Source organism: Agrobacterium sp. rho-8.1, assembly GCF_033957725.1.
GTDB lineage: Bacteria > Pseudomonadota > Alphaproteobacteria > Rhizobiales > Rhizobiaceae > Agrobacterium.
This window is the reverse complement of sequence record NZ_CP192792.1, coordinates 36,186-53,066: the sequence shown is the minus strand read 5'-3', so window position 1 is coordinate 53,066 and position 16,881 is coordinate 36,186. Positions and strand designations below refer to the sequence as shown.

17 protein-coding genes and 2 pseudogenes are annotated in these 16,881 nt (G+C 57.7%); 10 read left to right on the top strand and 9 right to left on the bottom strand.

All coding sequences use genetic code 11. The features are described from left to right. Positions 1-245: 245 nt before the first annotated feature. Entirely contained in the window at positions 246-1,268 is a 1,023-nt protein-coding gene (locus RMR21_RS25105) for a LacI family DNA-binding transcriptional regulator (protein WP_320187959.1), read from the top strand. Between the two features lie 312 nt (positions 1,269-1,580). On the opposite strand, the gene RMR21_RS25100 is transcribed toward RMR21_RS25105, so the two are convergent. Next, positions 1,581-3,404, bottom strand: a complete 1,824-nt coding sequence (locus RMR21_RS25100; RefSeq protein ID WP_320187958.1) for a methyl-accepting chemotaxis protein — start codon at positions 3,402-3,404, stop codon at positions 1,581-1,583. Between the two features lie 271 nt (positions 3,405-3,675). Between RMR21_RS25100 and RMR21_RS25095 the strand changes: the two genes are divergently transcribed. From RMR21_RS25095 to RMR21_RS25085, 3 genes and pseudogenes are all read left to right on the top strand, one after another. Then, on the top strand, positions 3,676-4,146 hold the full coding sequence (locus RMR21_RS25095; protein WP_320201335.1) for a GlcG/HbpS family heme-binding protein: 471 nt from the start codon (positions 3,676-3,678) through the stop codon (positions 4,144-4,146). 122 nt (positions 4,147-4,268) lie between these two features. Continuing rightward, positions 4,269-4,502 (top strand): hypothetical protein, encoded by a 234-nt coding sequence (locus RMR21_RS25090; protein ID WP_320187956.1) that lies wholly within the window; start codon positions 4,269-4,271, stop codon positions 4,500-4,502. A gap of 29 nt (positions 4,503-4,531) precedes the next feature. Then, positions 4,532-4,753, top strand: a pseudogene (locus RMR21_RS25085) (hypothetical protein); the annotation flags it as partial. Positions 4,754-4,760: 7 nt separating this feature from the next. Here RMR21_RS25085 and RMR21_RS25080 read toward each other — a convergent pair. The 7 genes and pseudogenes from RMR21_RS25080 to RMR21_RS25050 form a co-directional block, all read right to left on the bottom strand. Further along, on the bottom strand, positions 4,761-5,405 hold the full coding sequence (locus tag RMR21_RS25080; protein ID WP_320187954.1) for an SOS response-associated peptidase: 645 nt from the start codon (positions 5,403-5,405) through the stop codon (positions 4,761-4,763). A gap of 29 nt (positions 5,406-5,434) precedes the next feature. Continuing rightward, positions 5,435-6,100, bottom strand: a complete 666-nt coding sequence (locus tag RMR21_RS25075) for an SOS response-associated peptidase family protein (protein WP_320187953.1) — start codon at positions 6,098-6,100, stop codon at positions 5,435-5,437. 10 nt (positions 6,101-6,110) lie between these two features. Beyond that, a pseudogene (locus RMR21_RS25070) lies at positions 6,111-6,929 on the bottom strand (OB-fold nucleic acid binding domain-containing protein); the annotation flags it as partial. 426 nt (positions 6,930-7,355) lie between these two features. Beyond that, positions 7,356-8,096, bottom strand: coding sequence for an SDR family oxidoreductase (locus tag RMR21_RS25065; protein ID WP_320187952.1), 741 nt, complete (start codon positions 8,094-8,096; stop codon positions 7,356-7,358). Positions 8,097-8,156: 60 nt separating this feature from the next. Continuing rightward, positions 8,157-8,837 (bottom strand): isochorismatase family protein, encoded by a 681-nt coding sequence (locus RMR21_RS25060; RefSeq protein ID WP_320187951.1) that lies wholly within the window; start codon positions 8,835-8,837, stop codon positions 8,157-8,159. Between the two features lie 32 nt (positions 8,838-8,869). After that, on the bottom strand, positions 8,870-9,958 hold the full coding sequence (locus RMR21_RS25055) for an aldo/keto reductase (RefSeq protein ID WP_320187950.1): 1,089 nt from the start codon (positions 9,956-9,958) through the stop codon (positions 8,870-8,872). Positions 9,959-10,104: 146 nt separating this feature from the next. Further along, entirely contained in the window at positions 10,105-11,004 is a 900-nt protein-coding gene (locus RMR21_RS25050; RefSeq protein WP_320187949.1) for a LysR family transcriptional regulator, read from the bottom strand. A gap of 81 nt (positions 11,005-11,085) precedes the next feature. Between RMR21_RS25050 and RMR21_RS25045 the strand changes: the two genes are divergently transcribed. From RMR21_RS25045 to RMR21_RS25035, 3 genes are all read left to right on the top strand, one after another. Beyond that, complete coding sequence (locus tag RMR21_RS25045; protein WP_407026494.1) at positions 11,086-11,577, top strand: MFS transporter; 492 nt, start codon at positions 11,086-11,088, stop codon at positions 11,575-11,577. 121 nt (positions 11,578-11,698) lie between these two features. Beyond that, a complete protein-coding gene (locus RMR21_RS25040) occupies positions 11,699-12,685 on the top strand; it encodes an aldo/keto reductase (protein WP_320187947.1) in 987 nt (328 codons plus the stop codon). Between the two features lie 66 nt (positions 12,686-12,751). Further along, positions 12,752-13,537, top strand: coding sequence for a carboxymuconolactone decarboxylase family protein (locus RMR21_RS25035; protein WP_320187946.1), 786 nt, complete (start codon positions 12,752-12,754; stop codon positions 13,535-13,537). 49 nt (positions 13,538-13,586) lie between these two features. On the opposite strand, the gene RMR21_RS25030 is transcribed toward RMR21_RS25035, so the two are convergent. Then, on the bottom strand, positions 13,587-14,477 hold the full coding sequence (locus RMR21_RS25030; RefSeq protein ID WP_320187945.1) for a LysR family transcriptional regulator: 891 nt from the start codon (positions 14,475-14,477) through the stop codon (positions 13,587-13,589). A 164-nt stretch (positions 14,478-14,641) separates the two neighbouring features. Between RMR21_RS25030 and RMR21_RS25025 the strand changes: the two genes are divergently transcribed. The 3 genes from RMR21_RS25025 to RMR21_RS25015 all read left to right on the top strand — a co-directional run bounded on the left by RMR21_RS25025 (position 14,642) and on the right by RMR21_RS25015 (position 16,852). Beyond that, positions 14,642-15,037 (top strand): (R)-mandelonitrile lyase, encoded by a 396-nt coding sequence (locus RMR21_RS25025; protein WP_320187944.1) that lies wholly within the window; start codon positions 14,642-14,644, stop codon positions 15,035-15,037. 92 nt (positions 15,038-15,129) lie between these two features. Then, on the top strand, positions 15,130-16,341 hold the full coding sequence (locus tag RMR21_RS25020) for an NAD(P)-dependent alcohol dehydrogenase (protein WP_320187943.1): 1,212 nt from the start codon (positions 15,130-15,132) through the stop codon (positions 16,339-16,341). A gap of 46 nt (positions 16,342-16,387) precedes the next feature. After that, entirely contained in the window at positions 16,388-16,852 is a 465-nt protein-coding gene (locus tag RMR21_RS25015) for a (R)-mandelonitrile lyase (protein ID WP_320187942.1), read from the top strand. Positions 16,853-16,881 lie beyond the last annotated feature (29 nt).

The following is a 16,881-nucleotide window of genomic DNA, read 5'->3' as shown; positions in this document are numbered from 1 at the left end:
CCGTTGACCTCTCGACCTCCATCGAGAGGAGTAAACAAGTGATACGGCAAATGGCGCAGTGTTCGGAAAGCGCTTTGGCCGGGCTAGTCAACCATCCTCTCGGCTTCTGGCCGCTCAGGCGTCGCCATTTCTCATTAACTGAGGTGCGGACCTCAATGCAAGCTTATTTTGAGGTCCGCACGTCAAATCTTGCTATTTTGGAATTTTTGGAGGAAATGTGGCAGAGTTAATCGATTGGAGTGCACATGCGGCCCACAGCAAAAGATCTCGCGGAAGCAGCTGGCGTGAGCCTCGCAACCGTGGATCGCGTCCTGAACGACCGCCCGAACGTAAGCAAGAAGGCGTCACGGAGTGTCCAGGAAGCTATTGAGCGGATCGGGTTTATTCGTAATCCAGCCGCCGTCAGCTTGGCGCGCAACAAAAATTACCGCTTTCGGTTCGTACTCCCCAAAGCAGGAGACCTCTATCTTCGCGAGCTTTTGCAGCGCGTGAAGGAGTTGAAGGAGGTCCTCAAGGGCGATCTCACCGAGATTGACTACACGCAGATTCCCATCAGCGACGCCCATTTCGTCGCAAAATATCTCACAGAGCTAAGCGAGAACGAGGTTGACGGGGTCGCGCTGATGGCTCCCGAGTCACCACAGGTGCGTGATGCCGTGGCCCGGCTCCTCGAAAGAAATATCCAGGTCGTCCAGTTTCTGTCAGGGCAGGAGAAACTTCCTGCCGCCGATTTCGTAGGTGTTGATAATTTTGCAGCCGGGGCAACCGCCGGCAAGTTGATCGGCAGGTTTGTCTGCCGAACGCCCGGCAAGGTGATGGTCATCGCCGATACGATGCAATCTCTGGACAGCATCCAACGGCGACACGGCTTTGACAGCGTGATCAACGAGCAATTTCCTTACCTTAGATCCCTGCCTTCCATCGAAACGCATGCTGACGAGAAACGCGCGCAGCAGATTATCGCCCGGGTGCTCGATAACAATAGGGATATTATCGCGGTTTACGTACTAAGCTCGGAGGCACGCGCTCCTCTCACGGCAACCGCCGCGCACGTAAATCTCAGCGATCTTGCCGTCGTTGTTCACGAGCGAACTCCCTTCACTGAGGAAGCGTTGCGCGACAACCGTATCGATGCTGTCATAGGTCAAGATCCGGGACACGCCGTGCGCAGCGCTGTTCGCATCATGCGGGCTCGCGCAGATTCGAAAGAGCCCCTGGCAGCACAAGAAAAGATAAGAATCGAAGTCCTTCTTAAGGAAAATCTTTAAAATTGGCCGTGCACGCGCTGGACCGGCCCGCTACGTTTGACGTTCGCACCTCACATTCAGAGGGCCGAGGGGCCGATCTGGCGTATCTTTCCTCGAAATCGCAACGGTTTTAGGATATAGCCTTCGCCAACATTTCTTTTTCTGTGCTCAGCAGTCCGCACCAGAGAAGCATGACGGAGGTTGGCAGTCGTTCCCACATTGAGAGTTCGGCCGTCCATCTTCAGACGCAGGTAAAAGTGCCGATTGCGGCGGAACCAAAGCCTGAATCAGTATTTTTTTCGAAGGCGCCGCAATCTCGTTGGTCTTAATTGGTCAAGCTGCTTTTCTGGAAAGGTTGTCACCCGCTTGGGTGCCGGCGGTTGTCTTGAATGCGCGCATCAGCTCGGCAAGTTGGGTTGTTTCCAACAAAAGGTTCTGCGTCGCGGCTGTGGTCTCTTCGACCATCCCCGCGTTCTGCTGCGTAACCTTGTCCATTTGGGCGGCCGCTGCAGATACCTGATGGAGGCTGGCAGCCTGATCTTGGGCGCTGACTGAAATTTCGTTTATCGCACTCGATACGCCGTCCACCTGAGTTAAGATGCGCTCGAAGACGATGCCTGATTCCGTAACGAGTGCTACGCCGTCCTTAACCTGACTATTAGCGCTCGATATTAGACCCTTGATTTCTTGCGCCGCACTCGCCGACTGTTGGGACAGCGCCCTAACCTCTTGTGCGACGACAGCGAAGCCCTTTCCGCGATCGCCCGCCCGAGCTGCCTCAACGCCCGCATTAAGTGCAAGGAGATTGGTCTGGAAGGCAATCTGATCGATAAGGCCAACGATGTTGTTTATCTTGCCCGAGGACCGTTCGATCTCAGACATTGCCCCAATTGCCTCAGCCAACACTGCTGCGCCTAGCTTCGCTTCATTATGAGCACCCTCTGCCAATTTTGTCGCTTCGACGGATTTCAGCGATGTTTCCTCAACCTTTTTCATCAGCTCTGAGAGCGCGGCTGAAGTCTCTTCAAGGGCAGCCGCTTGCTGCTCGGTCCTTCTGGAGAGATCGGATGCGGAATCTGTGATCCCGTTCAAGTCGGCCTGCATTGAGCTGATGCCAGCATCAACAGCGGCTATGGCGTTTTCGAGCCGTTCAACTGAAGAATTGAAGGCGGTCCGAATAGGTTCGAACTCTTGGGGAAATGCGCCACCGATGCGCGTCGTCAACTCACCAGTCGCAAGTCCTCCAAAGGCGATCTTCACGTTGTCGATAAGGTCGCGCAAGCGCTGCGTGCGGGCGTTATCCTCTGCCGCCTGCCGCTTCTGGATCTCCGCGCGCTCATTGTTGGCGATCTCTGCTTCATTGGCGAGCCTGCGGTTTTCGTTGGCAGCTTTTTTAAATACTTCAACGGAACGGGCCATGTCGCCAATCTCGTCCCGGCGCTGACGCCCATCAATCTCCACATCCAATTCGCCGGCGGCGAGGGTACTCATAGCCCCGCCAAGCTTGCGCAAAGGCCCGGTTATGCCTTTGGAGGAAACAAGGAGCGCTATGACAATTCCAAATGCGATACCCGCAAAGGATCCCGCCAGGGTGAGATAGATCACCCTGTTGGTTGTGCGGCCAAGGCTTTCGGCATGATAGGACGCGCTGGAGGATATTTGGTCGTAGAGCTTGGAGTAGGCCTGATTGAAATCAAAATAGGATTTGTCGAGTTGCTGAAGTGAGGATCGCTGACTTTGATCATCCGGATTTATCGCCACCATCGCAGCTCTCTCGCTAGCGGTGTCGACCAGTCGCACTGCCTGCCGCAAGGCGTCGATGTCTGCTTTATGGTCCGGGAAACGCCGCAATGCGCCGTCCAGCAAAAATGAGGCGCGGTTCAAACTGCGTGTCCTCAGCGCCTTCGATGAAATGACCACCCCAGAATTCCTTGGGTATGCGGAGACCCTGTGGGTGGCAAAAGCTGCATCGCTCACGCTTTTGGCGACGCCAACGAGTTTCAAGACCCCAGGATCTCGCTGATTCACTAGCAAGGAATAGTTCGAACCTATGTCCTCGATCTGGTCACTGGAGAACACCGCTAAAGCGGCGCTGACCAAACTGACCCCTAATACGATTCCCAGGATCTTGGTTCTAATTTTCACGCGACTGAGCATAGGAATTCCTGTCGATTGTAAAAACGCGGTTGCCTGCGGACGGGCCGCGCCTCTGCTGCTCGTTGGTCCGCATCGTGGAAAAGGCAGATTAACGTGAATTCCTTAATAATTTTTGACGTCCGCACGTCATTTTTGCGGTAGTACCACTAAAGACAAGATTATTCGCTTGTTTTGATGTTCGAACCTCAATAGATTTTGATCGATCCGGGGCTGCCGGATTTTTTCTTTAGAGGAGGAGATTAGAATGAGGTTGTTTCTTGCAGGGGGAGCGATGATCCTCAGCGCAACAGGCGTCGCTGCGGCCGAAACCAAGCAGTTTTTGACGCTTGCAGACGCGACGACGATGGCAGAGGCGTGCCTAAAGCATCAGTCAAAAGCGAAGTATAAGCCTATTAATGTCGTGATCGTCGACGACGGTGGAAACATCGTTCTGACGAACCGGCAGGATGGTGCATGTAAGGCTTGTGGGGACATTGCCGAAAGCAAAGCCCGCACAGCCGCACTTTTTGACGACGCTACAAGAAGCTTCGAACTGAAAGCCTACGGCAAAAACAAAGATGGCGAGGCAGCAGAGATGCCGGGCATTGCTCTGGTACCAGGTCTCATCGCGTTCCCCGGCGGGGTTCCCATTCACTCGGGAGGAACGGTTATCGGCGGCATTGGAGTCAGCGGAGCGAGTGGAGACGAAGATGAGCAATGCGCTATTGCTGCCATCGGAGCCTTTCAGGCCAGCCAGCACTAGCTTCTTCGGTCCTCACGCCTCTATGGGCGTGAGGACCAGTAGCGGAAACCAGAAAATTCTTTGAGTTCAGATCTATGCCAACGGGCCTTGAACCTGTGTCAGCCGACTCGATTACATTAGGAATGGAGTACATTCCCGGTCCGAAAACCCTTTCCGAGCATCCCGATCACTTTCTGAACTGTCAGGAAGCGATTGCGGACGCATTCAGACAGTTGGCCGAGCAAGCGGTGATGGCCGGTTGGGGAGAGACCGAAGTCGCCGGCGACTGGTGGATTGCCGACTGCCACATGCTTTCGCTGGCATCCAATCTGGAAACAGAGCGAATGTTAGACCAGGCGATCAAAGGCGGGCGCTAGGAGAATGTCGGACCGATATCCTCAGACGCCGGAATAGACTGGTCAAGGATTTGATGTCCGCAAAAAGGGCTGTTCGCGACGCAAAGGGCGACCCCGATGCGATGGCAAAGGCTCGACATCTGGTCGATGATGCCAAGGTTGCTCTCGGCGAGCGCGGTGCGCTCTGGTGGGAAGATGGCGCACCGGATTATAATCGGCACATGGCAAAAAACACGCCCTATGCCGAGTGGTTCGCCAACCTCGGAAAATAGGCTGGCGTCAAAGCAGCAGCGGTGCCTCGGGTGCAGACTTCTTTTTCGCCCACAGCTCGCTGGTCCGCTCCATTGTCACCAATTCAGCCGGAAATGTCCGTTTCTGGAATGCTAGCGCATCATCGAAGGTACCGTGCAGCCATTGTTCGTACTCATCGGGCTGTAACAGAACAGGCATCCGGTTGTGCACGGGTTGGATCGCCTCATTGGCGTCCGTCATGACCCCGGAATAGACCGGACCCCACTCGTCACTGATCCGCCACAGCCCTGCCCAAGCGAAGACCGGCTGGTCCTTCAGGGCAAACCAGGTGCGGGTCATTCTGCCCTTCTCCCCCTCGGCTTCGGCAAAACCCGTCACGGGGATCAGGCAACGCCATTGGGGTTTTCGAGCAAGACCAATCCACATGCCTTTCGCAAGGTCAGCGATATTGTTGACCGGCTTTGGCTTGGCTTCCGGCTTCATGCCTTTCAGGCGCAGCGGAAAACCCCACACCATCGAGCGGAGCTCGCGAACACCGTCATTCTCCGTCACCACCATCCCGGGCGTGCCCGGATAGACTTCCTCGGGAGCGTTCGATTGCATCGGGTTTGGCACACGGAAGTGTGCGGCCACTTCCGCGGCGGAAAGACGGACGGTGTACAAGTTGCACATGTGACGGACCTTTCAACACGAACCCCGGCTTACTTAAGCATGTTGTCCCGACGGGGTGAAGCCTTGGAGGGTGCAACGCCGCTTTGCCAGCGGTCGCGGCTGTGCAGGATTTCGAAATCATCGGAAGACGGCGGATCGCGAAACTGGAAGGCGATCACATCTTCGATCGAACCGTGAAGCCAGCGATCGTATTCTTGCCGCTCGAGCAAAACGGGCATTCGGTCGTTGAAGGGCCTGATCTTATCGTTTGCGGTCATGGTCATGCCGGCGAACACCGGGCCGAAGTCTGGAGTGTTCTTGCAGAACCCCGCCCAAGCCATCAAGGGTTGCCGGTTCTTCGAAAACCACGATCTGGTTTTCTCGCCTTTGACACCTTCGGGGTTGGCGAAGTGGGTGAGTGGGATCAAACAGCGGTATCTGGGGTCAACGACGATGCGATCCCAAAGCGGATTGGTGAGATCGGCAACGAGGCCAATGCGGCTCGGTGGCTCGCCTTCACGCCTCATGTCGCGTGTCTGTCGCGGAAAACCCCATGGGACGGACTTCAACAGCCGCAATCCGTCCTTCTCAAGGACGATCAGTCCCCGGGTTCCTTCCACGGTTTCGCTCGGCACCTCAAGCGCCGGTGCGTTATCGACCGCGAAATGGGCGACAATCTCCTCCAGGCTTTTGGTGACTGCAAACAGGCGCGACACATCGGTCTCCTCAATGGAAGTTTCTGGATTTGATCTTCAGATTATCGATATGAAGGTCTGGAATATAGATCTCGCGCGCCTGTACGACGGGTTTGGGATTGTCCCGTGGATCGGGCCCTCCTCCGTGCTTGACCTGGTCGCCGCGACCGTGCGGAAGTGGGAAGTCGCCGTCCCGATTACCAACGCTCGACAGGTCGGCGGAGAAATCGAACAGGCGCTGGGCAACGAGGTGAACGACGTCACCCTCCCGCTGGATGCGGCCATTGATGGCCATCATGCTCGCGGTCATCAACACCCGCCGCTGGCGTTCGAACAGCGATGGCCAGACCACGGCGTTGACGATGCCTGACTCGTCTTCCAGCGTGAGGAACATCACACCCTTTGCCGATCCCGGCCGCTGTCGCACGAGAACCAGGCCGGCAGTCCAAAGCCATTTCCCGTCGCGTTTCCCCATCGCCTCGGCGCAGGTGACGATACCTTTCCGGTCGAGGTCTTTTCGGAGAAACGAGACCGGGTGCGCCCGCAAGGTGAGACCGGTGTGCGAGTAGTCCTCGACGACCTCCCTTCCCTCGGTCATCGACTTCAGCGCCACGTCGGGCTCCTGCATCTCGGCGATCACCTTGGCTTCGCGCTCAGCGGCGGCCGCCCAAAGCTCCAGTGGTTCCTCCCGGAGCGCTTTGATATCCCAGAGTGCCTGGCGCCGCTCCAGTTGCAGCGACGGCAGGAAAGCATCTGCCTCCGCAAGCTTGACCAGCGACGACGGCGATACGCCGGAACGCCGCCACATGTCATCGGCCGAGACGAATGGCTGTGTCGTTTTGCATTTAACCGTGAGATTCAAGTCCTAACAGTTTCAATAAGATAGCCCGGCACTTAATTTGAGACTTGGCATTTAATTTGAGATTCTGGCTTCACTCTTTGGCACCTAATGTGAGATTCGCCGCCAGGGAGAGATGGCTGCTTACGGTCACGCTTCCATGAGAAAATGACCTATATTACAGATGGTTACAGCCGAACTGAAAGGCGTTTGGCACGGAAAATTACACCGAGGAATCTCAAATTAGGTGCCATCACCAGTCTGAACGGGCGCATTCTTACAGTTAAATGTCAAACGACACACAGAGATCGAACGCCCCAAATCCGAGCTATGGCATTGTTCATGCTTCGTTCGGCCTTAGCGTACGATTTCGGACTGCTCTTGTTCTGACCCCAAGATCGCTACATCTGGTTCCGAAGTCATGTCATCTCCGCGCCATCAGGCTTGCTGCGCTGTCGGCCTGAACAGGATCTCGTTCACGTCGACGCTCTCCGGCTGGCTTATGGCAAAAAGCACCATTTCGGCAAAGGTTTCCGGAGGAAGAGCATATTTGGCGGCGTTCTGCATGTGATCGGCGAGACTGTCATCCTTAACCAAGTCCATCAGTTCGGTGGATGATGCACCCGGAGAGATGATCGTCGAGCGAATGTTGTGCGGGGTCATTTCCTGGCGCAGACCTTCCGACAGGGCTCGGACCGCATGCTTGGTCGCAGAGTAGATCGCCGTCGTCGGACCGACACGGTGACCAGCCGTCGACGCGACGTTGATGAAGTGACCCGACTTGCGTTCGATCATATGAGGCAGCGCTGCTGCAATACCATACATCACGCCCTTCAGATTGATGTCGACCATCACCTCCCATTCGTCGACCTCGAGCCGCTCAAGCAAGGACAGTGGCATGACGCCCGCGTTGTTCAACATCACGTCAACCGTTCCGAACGTCCTGAGAGCCTCATCGACCAGCGCCTGAACATCTCTTCTCTTCGAGACATCAGTCGGCACGGCCACTGCCAGTGCACCGTTGGATTTGAGCTCTTCGGCGAGTTCTTCGATCCGCTCGGCGCGCCGCGCGCCGAGTACGACGCTGGCACCCTTGGCGGACAAAAGGCGCGCCGCCGCCTGGCCGAGGCCGCTGCTGGCACCGGTGATGATGATGACTTTTCCTGCGACGTTATTCATAAGAGCCTCCTTGTTTGGTACTGATGGGCAGAGATCCGAGCGGTCGACCGCCGAGCATTGTCAGCCTTTGAGTATGGGACCGAGTGCTGCGAACACCTCGGAGCCGGGCGTACTGACAAAGTCTTTCACGAGCCTTGTCGAAAGGCTGAGGACGGATGTTGGGATTGCTCCGGCCTGCTCCATCTCCTCGAATGCCGCTCTCTCAGTCCGTTCGGACGCGCTGCCGATCGTGTCGACCACGAAATAGACGCGATAACCCGTAGCGAGGGCATCGAGGGCTGCCTGCAGCACGACGGCTTCGGCTGCGAAGCCGGAAATCACGAGCGTCCTGCGCGGGGTCTTGCGAAGTGCCGCGACCGTCGCCGCGTCCCCGAACGGGCTGATTGGCGTCCGCTTGATGGTATTAGTTTTGTCGGCGAAATCTTTCAGGCCTGGAATGAGGTCGGCGGAGCCGCCAGCGACGTCCACGACGCTGAAAAGAGTCGGAAGCTCCAGGGTCGTGCCGACCTTGGCGAGTACGCTCGCCGCGCGCGAGATCGCTTCAGGAGAATTCGTCTTCGAACCAGACACAAGACCGACCTGAAGATCGCCGAACAGAAGCTGCACGTCATTTGGGTCGATGCGTGATGTGGATTCCTTTTGTCCCGTCTGCGCCAGAGCAGGCATCGAGCTAAGGGCCACGGCCGCAGCGGCAAGGGCACCGCCACGAAACACGTCGCGGCGGCTGAGAATGTTCTTCATGTCATGATTTCCCAGTTTCGGTCCGTATTGCGTCAGACGCGGCCAAGCGGATGCTTTGAGCCGCCCGTCACTGGAAGTCCTGGTGCTGGTACGCCGTCCTTCATGTCGCGGTTGCGCTGGCCCATTCCAAATGCTCCGTAGGGATAGCCGCCAGGCGTGGGGCGACTTACGGTTTCCAACGCCTCGCTCGCCTTATCATCAAGGACCAGGTCCGCCGCGCCGAGATTGTCGTTGAGCTGGTCCAGCGTTCGTGCCCCGAAAATCGGAGCCGCGACGCCCGGACGATTTGCGATCCAGCTCAATGCGACTTGGCTCGGTGTGGCACCGCACTCGTTCGCGATCCGGATTACGGCATCGATCGTCGCCCAGTTCCGGTCCGACTCGGCATACTCCTCGGAAACCCATTGGTAGAGTTCCTTATTGGAACCCGCGCGCGTGTCGGATGCAGGAACCCCTCCTCGCTGGTATTTCCCGGACAGGAACCCGCCGGCGAGTGGCGACCAGGGAAGAATACTCACGTCATTGTAGAGTGCTGCAGGGACCACTTCCCATTCGTTCTCGCGCGACAGGAGGCTGTATTGCTGCTGCAGGCTGGCCGGGACCTGCAAGCCCATCGCCTTGGCTGTGGATGCAAAGAGTTGAAGCTGCCAGCCTGTAAAGTTCGAGAGCCCGAAATAATGGATCTTACCTGCCTGCACGGCCTCGTCGAGGAACCTAAGCGTTTCTTCTACAGGGGTTTGCATGTCCGAGGCATGGAGCTGGTAGAGATCGATGGTGTCGACGCCAAGCCGCTCGAGAGAACCGTCAAGGGCTCGGTGCAGGTGACGGCGCGAAAGGCCGACAGCGTTCGGATCCTCGCCGCTGCCAGCTCTGCCCTTGGTCGCAAGAATGACCCGGTCTGTGATTTCGTTCGGTCGCGATGCGAACCATCTGCCTACGACCTGTTCGGCGACACCGCCTACATAGACGTTGGCGGTATCGATCAGATTGCCGCCTGCTTCCAGGTAGCCGTCCATGATCGTAAACGCTTCATCCTCCGGCGTTTCGTCGCCGAAGGTCATGGTGCCAAGAGCAAGCTTCGATATCGAAATACCCGTGTTTCCGAGTTTATTGTGCTTCATAATTATATGCCTCCATATCTCGAACGGTCGGTCAGACCGCAACTGGACACGAATATAGGCCGCACGATGGGCGGGATTACCCGCGATAATCTACATGCCGCTTTAAGCAGGGCTAAAGAATACCAACTGCTTTTAGACGCAAATTGCTACTTCGTTTCCCGGTACCGAAGAGCGTGGAGCAACAGACTGAAAGCCGGGGTGTGCTGACGGCGGCTCGGATAATAGATGTGGTAGCCGGGATAGAGCGGCGTCCAATCCTGTAAAAGTGGAACGAGCGCACCGCTGTCGATATGAGGATGAACCTCTTCTTCAGGAAGATAAGCCAATCCCGCACCTGATAGTACGGCCTTAAGGATGATGCCGAGACCGTTGAAAGTCACCTGCCCATCGACACGAACGTTGATGGTGCGGCCACTCTTCTCGAATTCCCAGGCATACAGCCCACCGAGCGTCGGCAGCCGGAAATTGATGCATCGGTGATTAGTCAGTTCCTGCGGCACCTTGGGCTTCTGACGGCCTGCTATATAGGAAGGCGCGCCGACCACAATCATGCGGGTCTTCGGCCCGATCGGTAATGCGATCATGTCCTTGGCGACAGTCTCGCCTAAACGAACGCCCGCATCGTATCGCTCACCTACGATGTCGCTGAGGCCGTAGTCGATCGTAACCTCGACCTTGATGTCTGGATACTCGGGCAGGAAGCGTTCGAGGACGGGCCAGATAATGGATTCGGCTGCGTGCTCGTCGCTTGTCAGACGGACGGTCCCCGCTGGCTTCTCCCGCAGCTCGTTCATCGAGGTCAGCGCTGCGAGGATGCCGTCGAGGCGCGGTCCGATCTCGTTCAGAAGTCGATCCCCGGCCTCTGTAACGGAGACGTTCCGGGTGGTTCTCGTTAGCAGACGAACCCCAATCCTTGCCTCCAAAGCCGTGATCGTTTGGCTGATTGCAGACGGCGAGACTCCGATCTTAACCGCCGCGCGCGTAAAACTTTGTTCCCTGGCCACTGCGACAAAGGCCTGCAAATCATCAATACTTTCCCGCGCCATTTGTTAGCCCTGCTTAATGCGAAATCCGCATTCTACCGAGTAATCGCCGAGGTTTACATCCCCTATGGTGGCCCAAAGACAATGGAGCCGATCGAAACTCATGCCGGATACGATTTCAGAAGCAGAACCCTCGACGCCTCTGTGGGCAGCCGTCTGGGCAACGGGCCTTGGCGTTTCCAGCCTGACCGCGGCCGAAATGCTTTCTTTCAGTCTACTGACTCCGATTGGGGAGGACCTCGGCATCACGGAGGGCATGGCGGGTCAGGCTTTGACGGCAACGCTGTCGTCGCCTTTTTCACTAGCATTTTCGTCGCCGTCCTCACGCGCAGGCTCGATAGGCGCAATCTGCTGCTGTGGCTCTCGGTGATCCAGATCGTATCCAACCTGATCGTCGCTTTCGCACCGAACCTTGCGGTTCTTCTCATAGGAGGAATGTTCCTCGGCCTCTCGCTTGCCGGAGGCAACTGTAGCGTTTTCGCTCGCGGAGACTACATCGTCGGCTTCGCATTGCCGCAACAGCGAACTCGAGTGCGCGGGTCCTTCTCGCGCACTCGAGCCCCGTCGCCGGGGTAAATGCTGAACGCATTGTCGCCACGGCATTCATGCGTCTCCCGCATAAGCGCTATCAAAGAACCGTGTCTAATCTGTCGGCTCCTTATTACTAAATCCATCAGGGCAAGCGAAGGAGCGTAAAATGGAATACAGACATCTTGGCCGCACAGGCCTGAAGGTCAGCCCACTATGCCTGGGGACCATGAACTTCGGCGAATACGCCGATGAAGAGACAAGCTTCCAGATCATGGACAAGGCGCTGGAGGTCGGCATCAATTACTTCGACACGGCGGATGTCTATGGCGGCCCTAACTCACCCGATATGAAGAAAGGCTATGGCATTTCAGAAGAATATATCGGACGATGGCTCGCGCAGGGTGGACGCCGCGAGAAGATCGTGCTGGCCACCAAGGTCTATCAACCGATGGAGGTTGGGCCGAACGACAAGTACCTGTCGGCCTACCATATCCGAAAGGCCTGCGAAGACAGTCTGCGCCGTTTGCAGACGGACCACATCGACATCTATCAGATGCACCACGTCGACCGAAAAACGCCGTGGGAGGAGATATGGCAGGCGATGGAACTGCTCGTGCAGCAGGGCAAGGTTCTCTATGTCGGATCCAGCAACTTTGCAGGATGGCACATCGCCACGGCCCAGTCGAACGCCAATGCCCGCAATTTCCTCGGGCTTGTCACCGAACAGAGCCTTTACAATCTCACAGCGCGGACGATCGAGCTGGAAGTCATTCCCGCCTGCCGTCACTATGGTCTGGGTCTCGTGGCATGGAGCCCTCTCGGCGGCGGACTCCTCGGCGGAATTCTGCAGAAGGCGGCAGATGGTCGCCGCTCCAAACCCAAGGTCACGAAGCAGATCGACAAGCTCCGTCCCCAACTGGAAGCCTATGAGTCGCTCTGCCAGGAAATTGGTGAGAAGCCTGCGGACGTAGCGCTGGCCTGGCTACTGCAGAATCCTGTCGTCACCGCTCCCATCACTGGTCCGCGCACCGTCGAGCAGCTTACCGAGAACCTCGGAGCGTTGAACGTCACCCTGTCTCAGGACACGCTGAACCGCCTCGACGAGATCTGGCCCGGATACGGGGTCGGCGCACCGGAAGCCTATGCTTGGTGATCATGCCGAGAACTCCACCGGGCGACGCCCGGCTTTAAACCGAACTCGCATTCGAAAGGAACGGACATGAACAAACTTGCCGCTACGGCTCTGTCGATGACACTCGCAGCCTCGCTCCCCGCGCTTGCAGATGAGGACAAGAAGCGTTTCGGGTCTTTGCCCGTTACCATGGCCGACGTTCAGTCGGTCTCTCCCGCTCTGGCCAAATACACGCAGAAGGATTTGTTTAACGACCTCTGGAAGCGTCCTGGCCTTTCACCGCGCGACCGTAGCGTCGTCACGGTGGCGGCCCTGATCGCCCGGAACCAACCCGTCGAGATGCCGTATCACTTCAATCTGGCGCTCGACAACGGTGTCACGGCCGCGGAACTTTCGGAGATCATCACTCACCTTGCCTTCTATTCAGGTTGGGGGAATTCAATGGGCGCGGTTGCTGTAGCCGCGCAGGTCTTCGCCGAACGTGGCATCGGTGCGGACCAGTTCCCCGAAGCATCGCCTGCGCCACTTCTACTCGATGAAGCAGCAGATGCCGAGCGTGCTGAGGGGGTCGAGAAGAACGTCGGCTCTGTTTCACCGGGTGTTGTGGAATACACGAACGGTGTCCTGTTCAAGGATCTCTGGCTCCGTCCTGGCCTAGCTCCACGCGACCGCAGCCTCATCACCGTCACGTCCCTTATCTCGTCCGGCCAGGTCGGTCAGATCAACTACCATCTCAACCGCGCGATGAATGCCGGGCTGACGCAAGATCAGGCCTCGGAAATGCTGACACAGCTCACTTTCTATGCCGGATGGCCGAACGTCTTCTCCGCCGTTCCGGTGGTGAAAGACGTGTTCGAAAAGCGACCGAGCTAATCTCGCCGCGGGATATCGTGCCCGCTTCCGAGTGACTCGGGCACGATCACTATCGCTCACGCAGGGCATCGACGACGACCTTGAACGCCGCGGAAGACTGTCGTCGGCTCGGATAAACCAGATGATAACCGGAATAATACGGGCACCAGTCCCCCAGCACCTCGACCAGCCTCCCAGCCTCAATCTCGGGCTGGGCGAGCCCTTCCGGAATGAAGCCCAGGCCGAAACCGTCGATTGCCATATTGCGGATCTGGGTGATACCATTGCAGGTCATCTGGCCATCGACCCGCACTCGGAGCTCCTGACCGTCCTTTTCGAACTCCCAGACATACAACCCGCCCTTGGTCGGCAGGCGGAGGTTGACGCAGTTGTGGTGCGTCAAATCCTGTGGAATGATCGGCGCTGGATTGCGGACTAGGTAATCCGGCGATCCGATGACCACCATTCGCTGTTCCGGACTGATCCGCACCGCTATCATCCCCTGCGAGACGATCTCCCCAAGACGGACACCGGCATCGAAGCGTTCGGCAACGATGTCCGCCAGACCGTAGTCGACGACGAATTCCACGTTGATGTCCGGATAATCGTGCAGCACCTCACGGAGCTTCGGCCAGAGCACGTGGTCGATCGCGAAATCCTCGGCTGTGATGCGAATGGTTCCGGCAGGCTTTTCCCGCAGATCCGTCAGCGCGATCAACTCGCCTTCGATCTCTTCGAACCTCGGGCCCACCATCGTCAGCAGGCGTTCGCCTTCCTGCGTGGGCGCAACGCTGCGGGTTGTTCGCGTCAAGAGGCGCAACCCGAGACGCTCCTCAAGGCCGCGGACAGTGTGGCTCAGGCCCGACTGCGAAACGCCGAGTTTGGCAGCGGCCTTGGTGAAGCTCCGCTCGCGGGCGACGGCAAGAAACGCGAGCAGATCGTTAACGTTCTCACGCAGCATTCATGGGATCCTCACATCAATCGAGTGTGATCCTAGCAGGATCAAGCCAAGACGCCACCCTCTATTCATGCGCTGAGTCCATATGTCTTTGCAGAATTGGACACCTAATTCTTCTAAATGAGCTGCACTATCTTCTAATCAACCCGATCAGGAAGGATCAGCTCATGGACATCACGAGAAACGGCAGCACGCCCTCGAACAAGGGACCAGCGGATTGGTTCACGGGCACGGTGCGCATCGACCCCATGTTTGCAGCCAATGACGCCCGTCGCGGCTCGGCCGGAACTGTCACGTTTGAGCCGGGCGCACGCACGGCGTGGCATACGCACCCGCTTGGCCAGACCCTTATTGTGACCGCCGGCTTTGGCCGCGTCCAGCGCGAAGGCGGACCAATCGAGGAAATCCGTCCGGGCGACATCGTGTGGTTTCCGCCTGGCGAAAAGCACTGGCATGGCGCGTCACCGAAGACCGCGATGACCCATATCGCCATCCAGGAGCATGTCGATGGCAAGGTGGTCGACTGGATGGAACACGTCACGGACGACCAATACCAAGGCTGATCCGAACGTACCGAATTCGGAACATCGAACCCTCCGAACTCCCTCGAGCGGGATCCAAGAATGCTGTCCAAACCTTTAGAAGGAGATCGCGAATGTGCGAAGCGTGTGGTGATTTTACACATGGGGCTGGAACGAGCCGTCGTAGCCTGCTGATCGGCGGCGCAGGACTGGTGGCAGCGCCACTCATGGCAATGGCTGGACGTGCAAATGCGCAGTCCAGCGCAGATGGTCAGGCCGTCGACATCGGGCCGAGCAAGGTGCGGGCCTTCGGCGCAACGAGCGCGACATCCAAATTAAGACAGATCGAGATCGATCGTCGGGCCGTTGGACCAAGCGACGTGCTTCTCGACATCCTTTACGCGGGGATCTGCCATTCCGACATCCACTCCGTGCGCAGCGACTGGGGTCCGACGAATTACCCCATCGTTCCTGGTCACGAAATCGTCGGTCGAGTGCGTGCTGTCGGCCGCAACGTCACGAAGTTCAAGGTCGGCGACATCGGTGGCGTCGGCTGCATGGTTGCCTCCTGCGGGGAATGCGAGAACTGCCTTGCCGACCGCGAACAAAATTGCCTCAAGGGAACGACATTCACTTATGACGCTCCGGACAAGGTCAGCGGCGGACGCACTTTCGGTGGCTATTCCGACGCCATCGTCGTCACCGAGAAGTTCGTCATCCGGATGCCTCCCTCCGTCGATCTGGCGGCTTTCACGCCGATCCTTTGCGCAGGCGTAACCACCTTTTCGCCGATGCAGCACTGGGAACTGGAACCTGGCCAGAAGATCGGTGTCGTGGGACTGGGCGGTCTCGGACATATGGCAGTCAAGCTCGCCGTCGCAAGGCGGGCAGAGGTCACGGTCTTCACGACCACGCCCGAAAAGGTTGCGGATGCCAGACGTCTAGGCGCAAAGAACGCCGTCCTGTCGACGGACACCGAAGCCATGAAGCGGGTCTCAGGCCAGTTCGACCTGCTGATCTCGACGGTTCCGAAACCCTATCAGATGCAGCCCTTCATCGACACGCTGAAGCTCGATGGCACGATGGTCAATGTCGGGGCGCTCGGTACGCTGCAAGGCGGACTCAGCGGCATGCTGATGGGGTTCGGCCGCAAAAGTCTTGCGGGCTCGATGATCGGCGGCATCGCTGAAACCCAGGAGGTTATCGACTACTGCGCCGCGCGTAACATCAAGGCCGATGTCGAGGTCATCACGCCTAACCAGATCGATCGCGCCTACGAGCGCGTCATGGCCAAGGACGTTCGTTACCGCTTCGTCATCGACATGTCCGCGGGCCGGAAGGCTTGATTGCGCGAATTCACATCTCCCCTGTTCTGAAAAGAAAGAACGAACCATGAAACAGTTTATAGCTACTGCCATCACTCTTGCCCTCTACGCTTCGACCTCGGCCCACGCCGAAACATCGCAGTTCTCGCAGGGCGGCTCGCGCCCTTCGATGAAAGGACCGGAATCCAATTTCACCGGGTCGGTCACGGTCGATCCTCTTTATTCCGACAACGAGCACACAAGTAATGCAGGCGGCCACGTGACATTCGACCCGGGTGCCCGCTCGGCATGGCACACGCACCCTGCAGGCCAGATCCTCATCGTGACGTCGGGGACTGGCTGGGTGCAGGAAGAAGGCGCGGAAAAGCGCGTCATGCGACCGGGAGACGTGATCTGGTGCCCGCCCGACGTGAAGCATTGGCACGGCGCGACCGCAACGACTGGCGTCGGCCACATCGCCATCACCAACATGAAGGACGGCAAGAACGTTGCCTGGATGGAGAAGGTGTCGGATGAGCAATATCTCGACTGAGCACTGAACCGGGGATCCGTCGATGAGAC

Bases quoted from the DNA above. Each gene is read 5' to 3' on its own strand.
- RMR21_RS25100 (WP_320187958.1), bottom strand. From the start codon at position 3,404: ATGCTCAGTCGCGTGAAAATTAGAACCAAGATCCTGGGAATCGTATTA.
- RMR21_RS25090 (WP_320187956.1), top strand. From the start codon at position 4,269: ATGGAGTACATTCCCGGTCCGAAAACCCTTTCCGAGCATCCCGATCAC.
- RMR21_RS25050 (WP_320187949.1), bottom strand. From the start codon at position 11,004: ATGGCGCGGGAAAGTATTGATGATTTGCAGGCCTTTGTCGCAGTGGCC.
- RMR21_RS25080 (WP_320187954.1), bottom strand. From the start codon at position 5,405: ATGTGCAACTTGTACACCGTCCGTCTTTCCGCCGCGGAAGTGGCCGCA.
- RMR21_RS25045 (WP_407026494.1), top strand. From the start codon at position 11,086: ATGGAGCCGATCGAAACTCATGCCGGATACGATTTCAGAAGCAGAACC.
- RMR21_RS25025 (WP_320187944.1), top strand. From the start codon at position 14,642: ATGGACATCACGAGAAACGGCAGCACGCCCTCGAACAAGGGACCAGCG.
- RMR21_RS25030 (WP_320187945.1), bottom strand. From the start codon at position 14,477: ATGCTGCGTGAGAACGTTAACGATCTGCTCGCGTTTCTTGCCGTCGCC.
- RMR21_RS25105 (WP_320187959.1), top strand. From the start codon at position 246: ATGCGGCCCACAGCAAAAGATCTCGCGGAAGCAGCTGGCGTGAGCCTC.
- RMR21_RS25065 (WP_320187952.1), bottom strand. From the start codon at position 8,096: ATGAATAACGTCGCAGGAAAAGTCATCATCATCACCGGTGCCAGCAGC.
- RMR21_RS25015 (WP_320187942.1), top strand. From the start codon at position 16,388: ATGAAACAGTTTATAGCTACTGCCATCACTCTTGCCCTCTACGCTTCG.
- RMR21_RS25055 (WP_320187950.1), bottom strand. From the start codon at position 9,958: ATGAAGCACAATAAACTCGGAAACACGGGTATTTCGATATCGAAGCTT.
- RMR21_RS25060 (WP_320187951.1), bottom strand. From the start codon at position 8,837: ATGAAGAACATTCTCAGCCGCCGCGACGTGTTTCGTGGCGGTGCCCTT.
- RMR21_RS25020 (WP_320187943.1), top strand. From the start codon at position 15,130: ATGTGCGAAGCGTGTGGTGATTTTACACATGGGGCTGGAACGAGCCGT.
- RMR21_RS25040 (WP_320187947.1), top strand. From the start codon at position 11,699: ATGGAATACAGACATCTTGGCCGCACAGGCCTGAAGGTCAGCCCACTA.
- RMR21_RS25035 (WP_320187946.1), top strand. From the start codon at position 12,752: ATGAACAAACTTGCCGCTACGGCTCTGTCGATGACACTCGCAGCCTCG.
- RMR21_RS25095 (WP_320201335.1), top strand. From the start codon at position 3,676: ATGATCCTCAGCGCAACAGGCGTCGCTGCGGCCGAAACCAAGCAGTTT.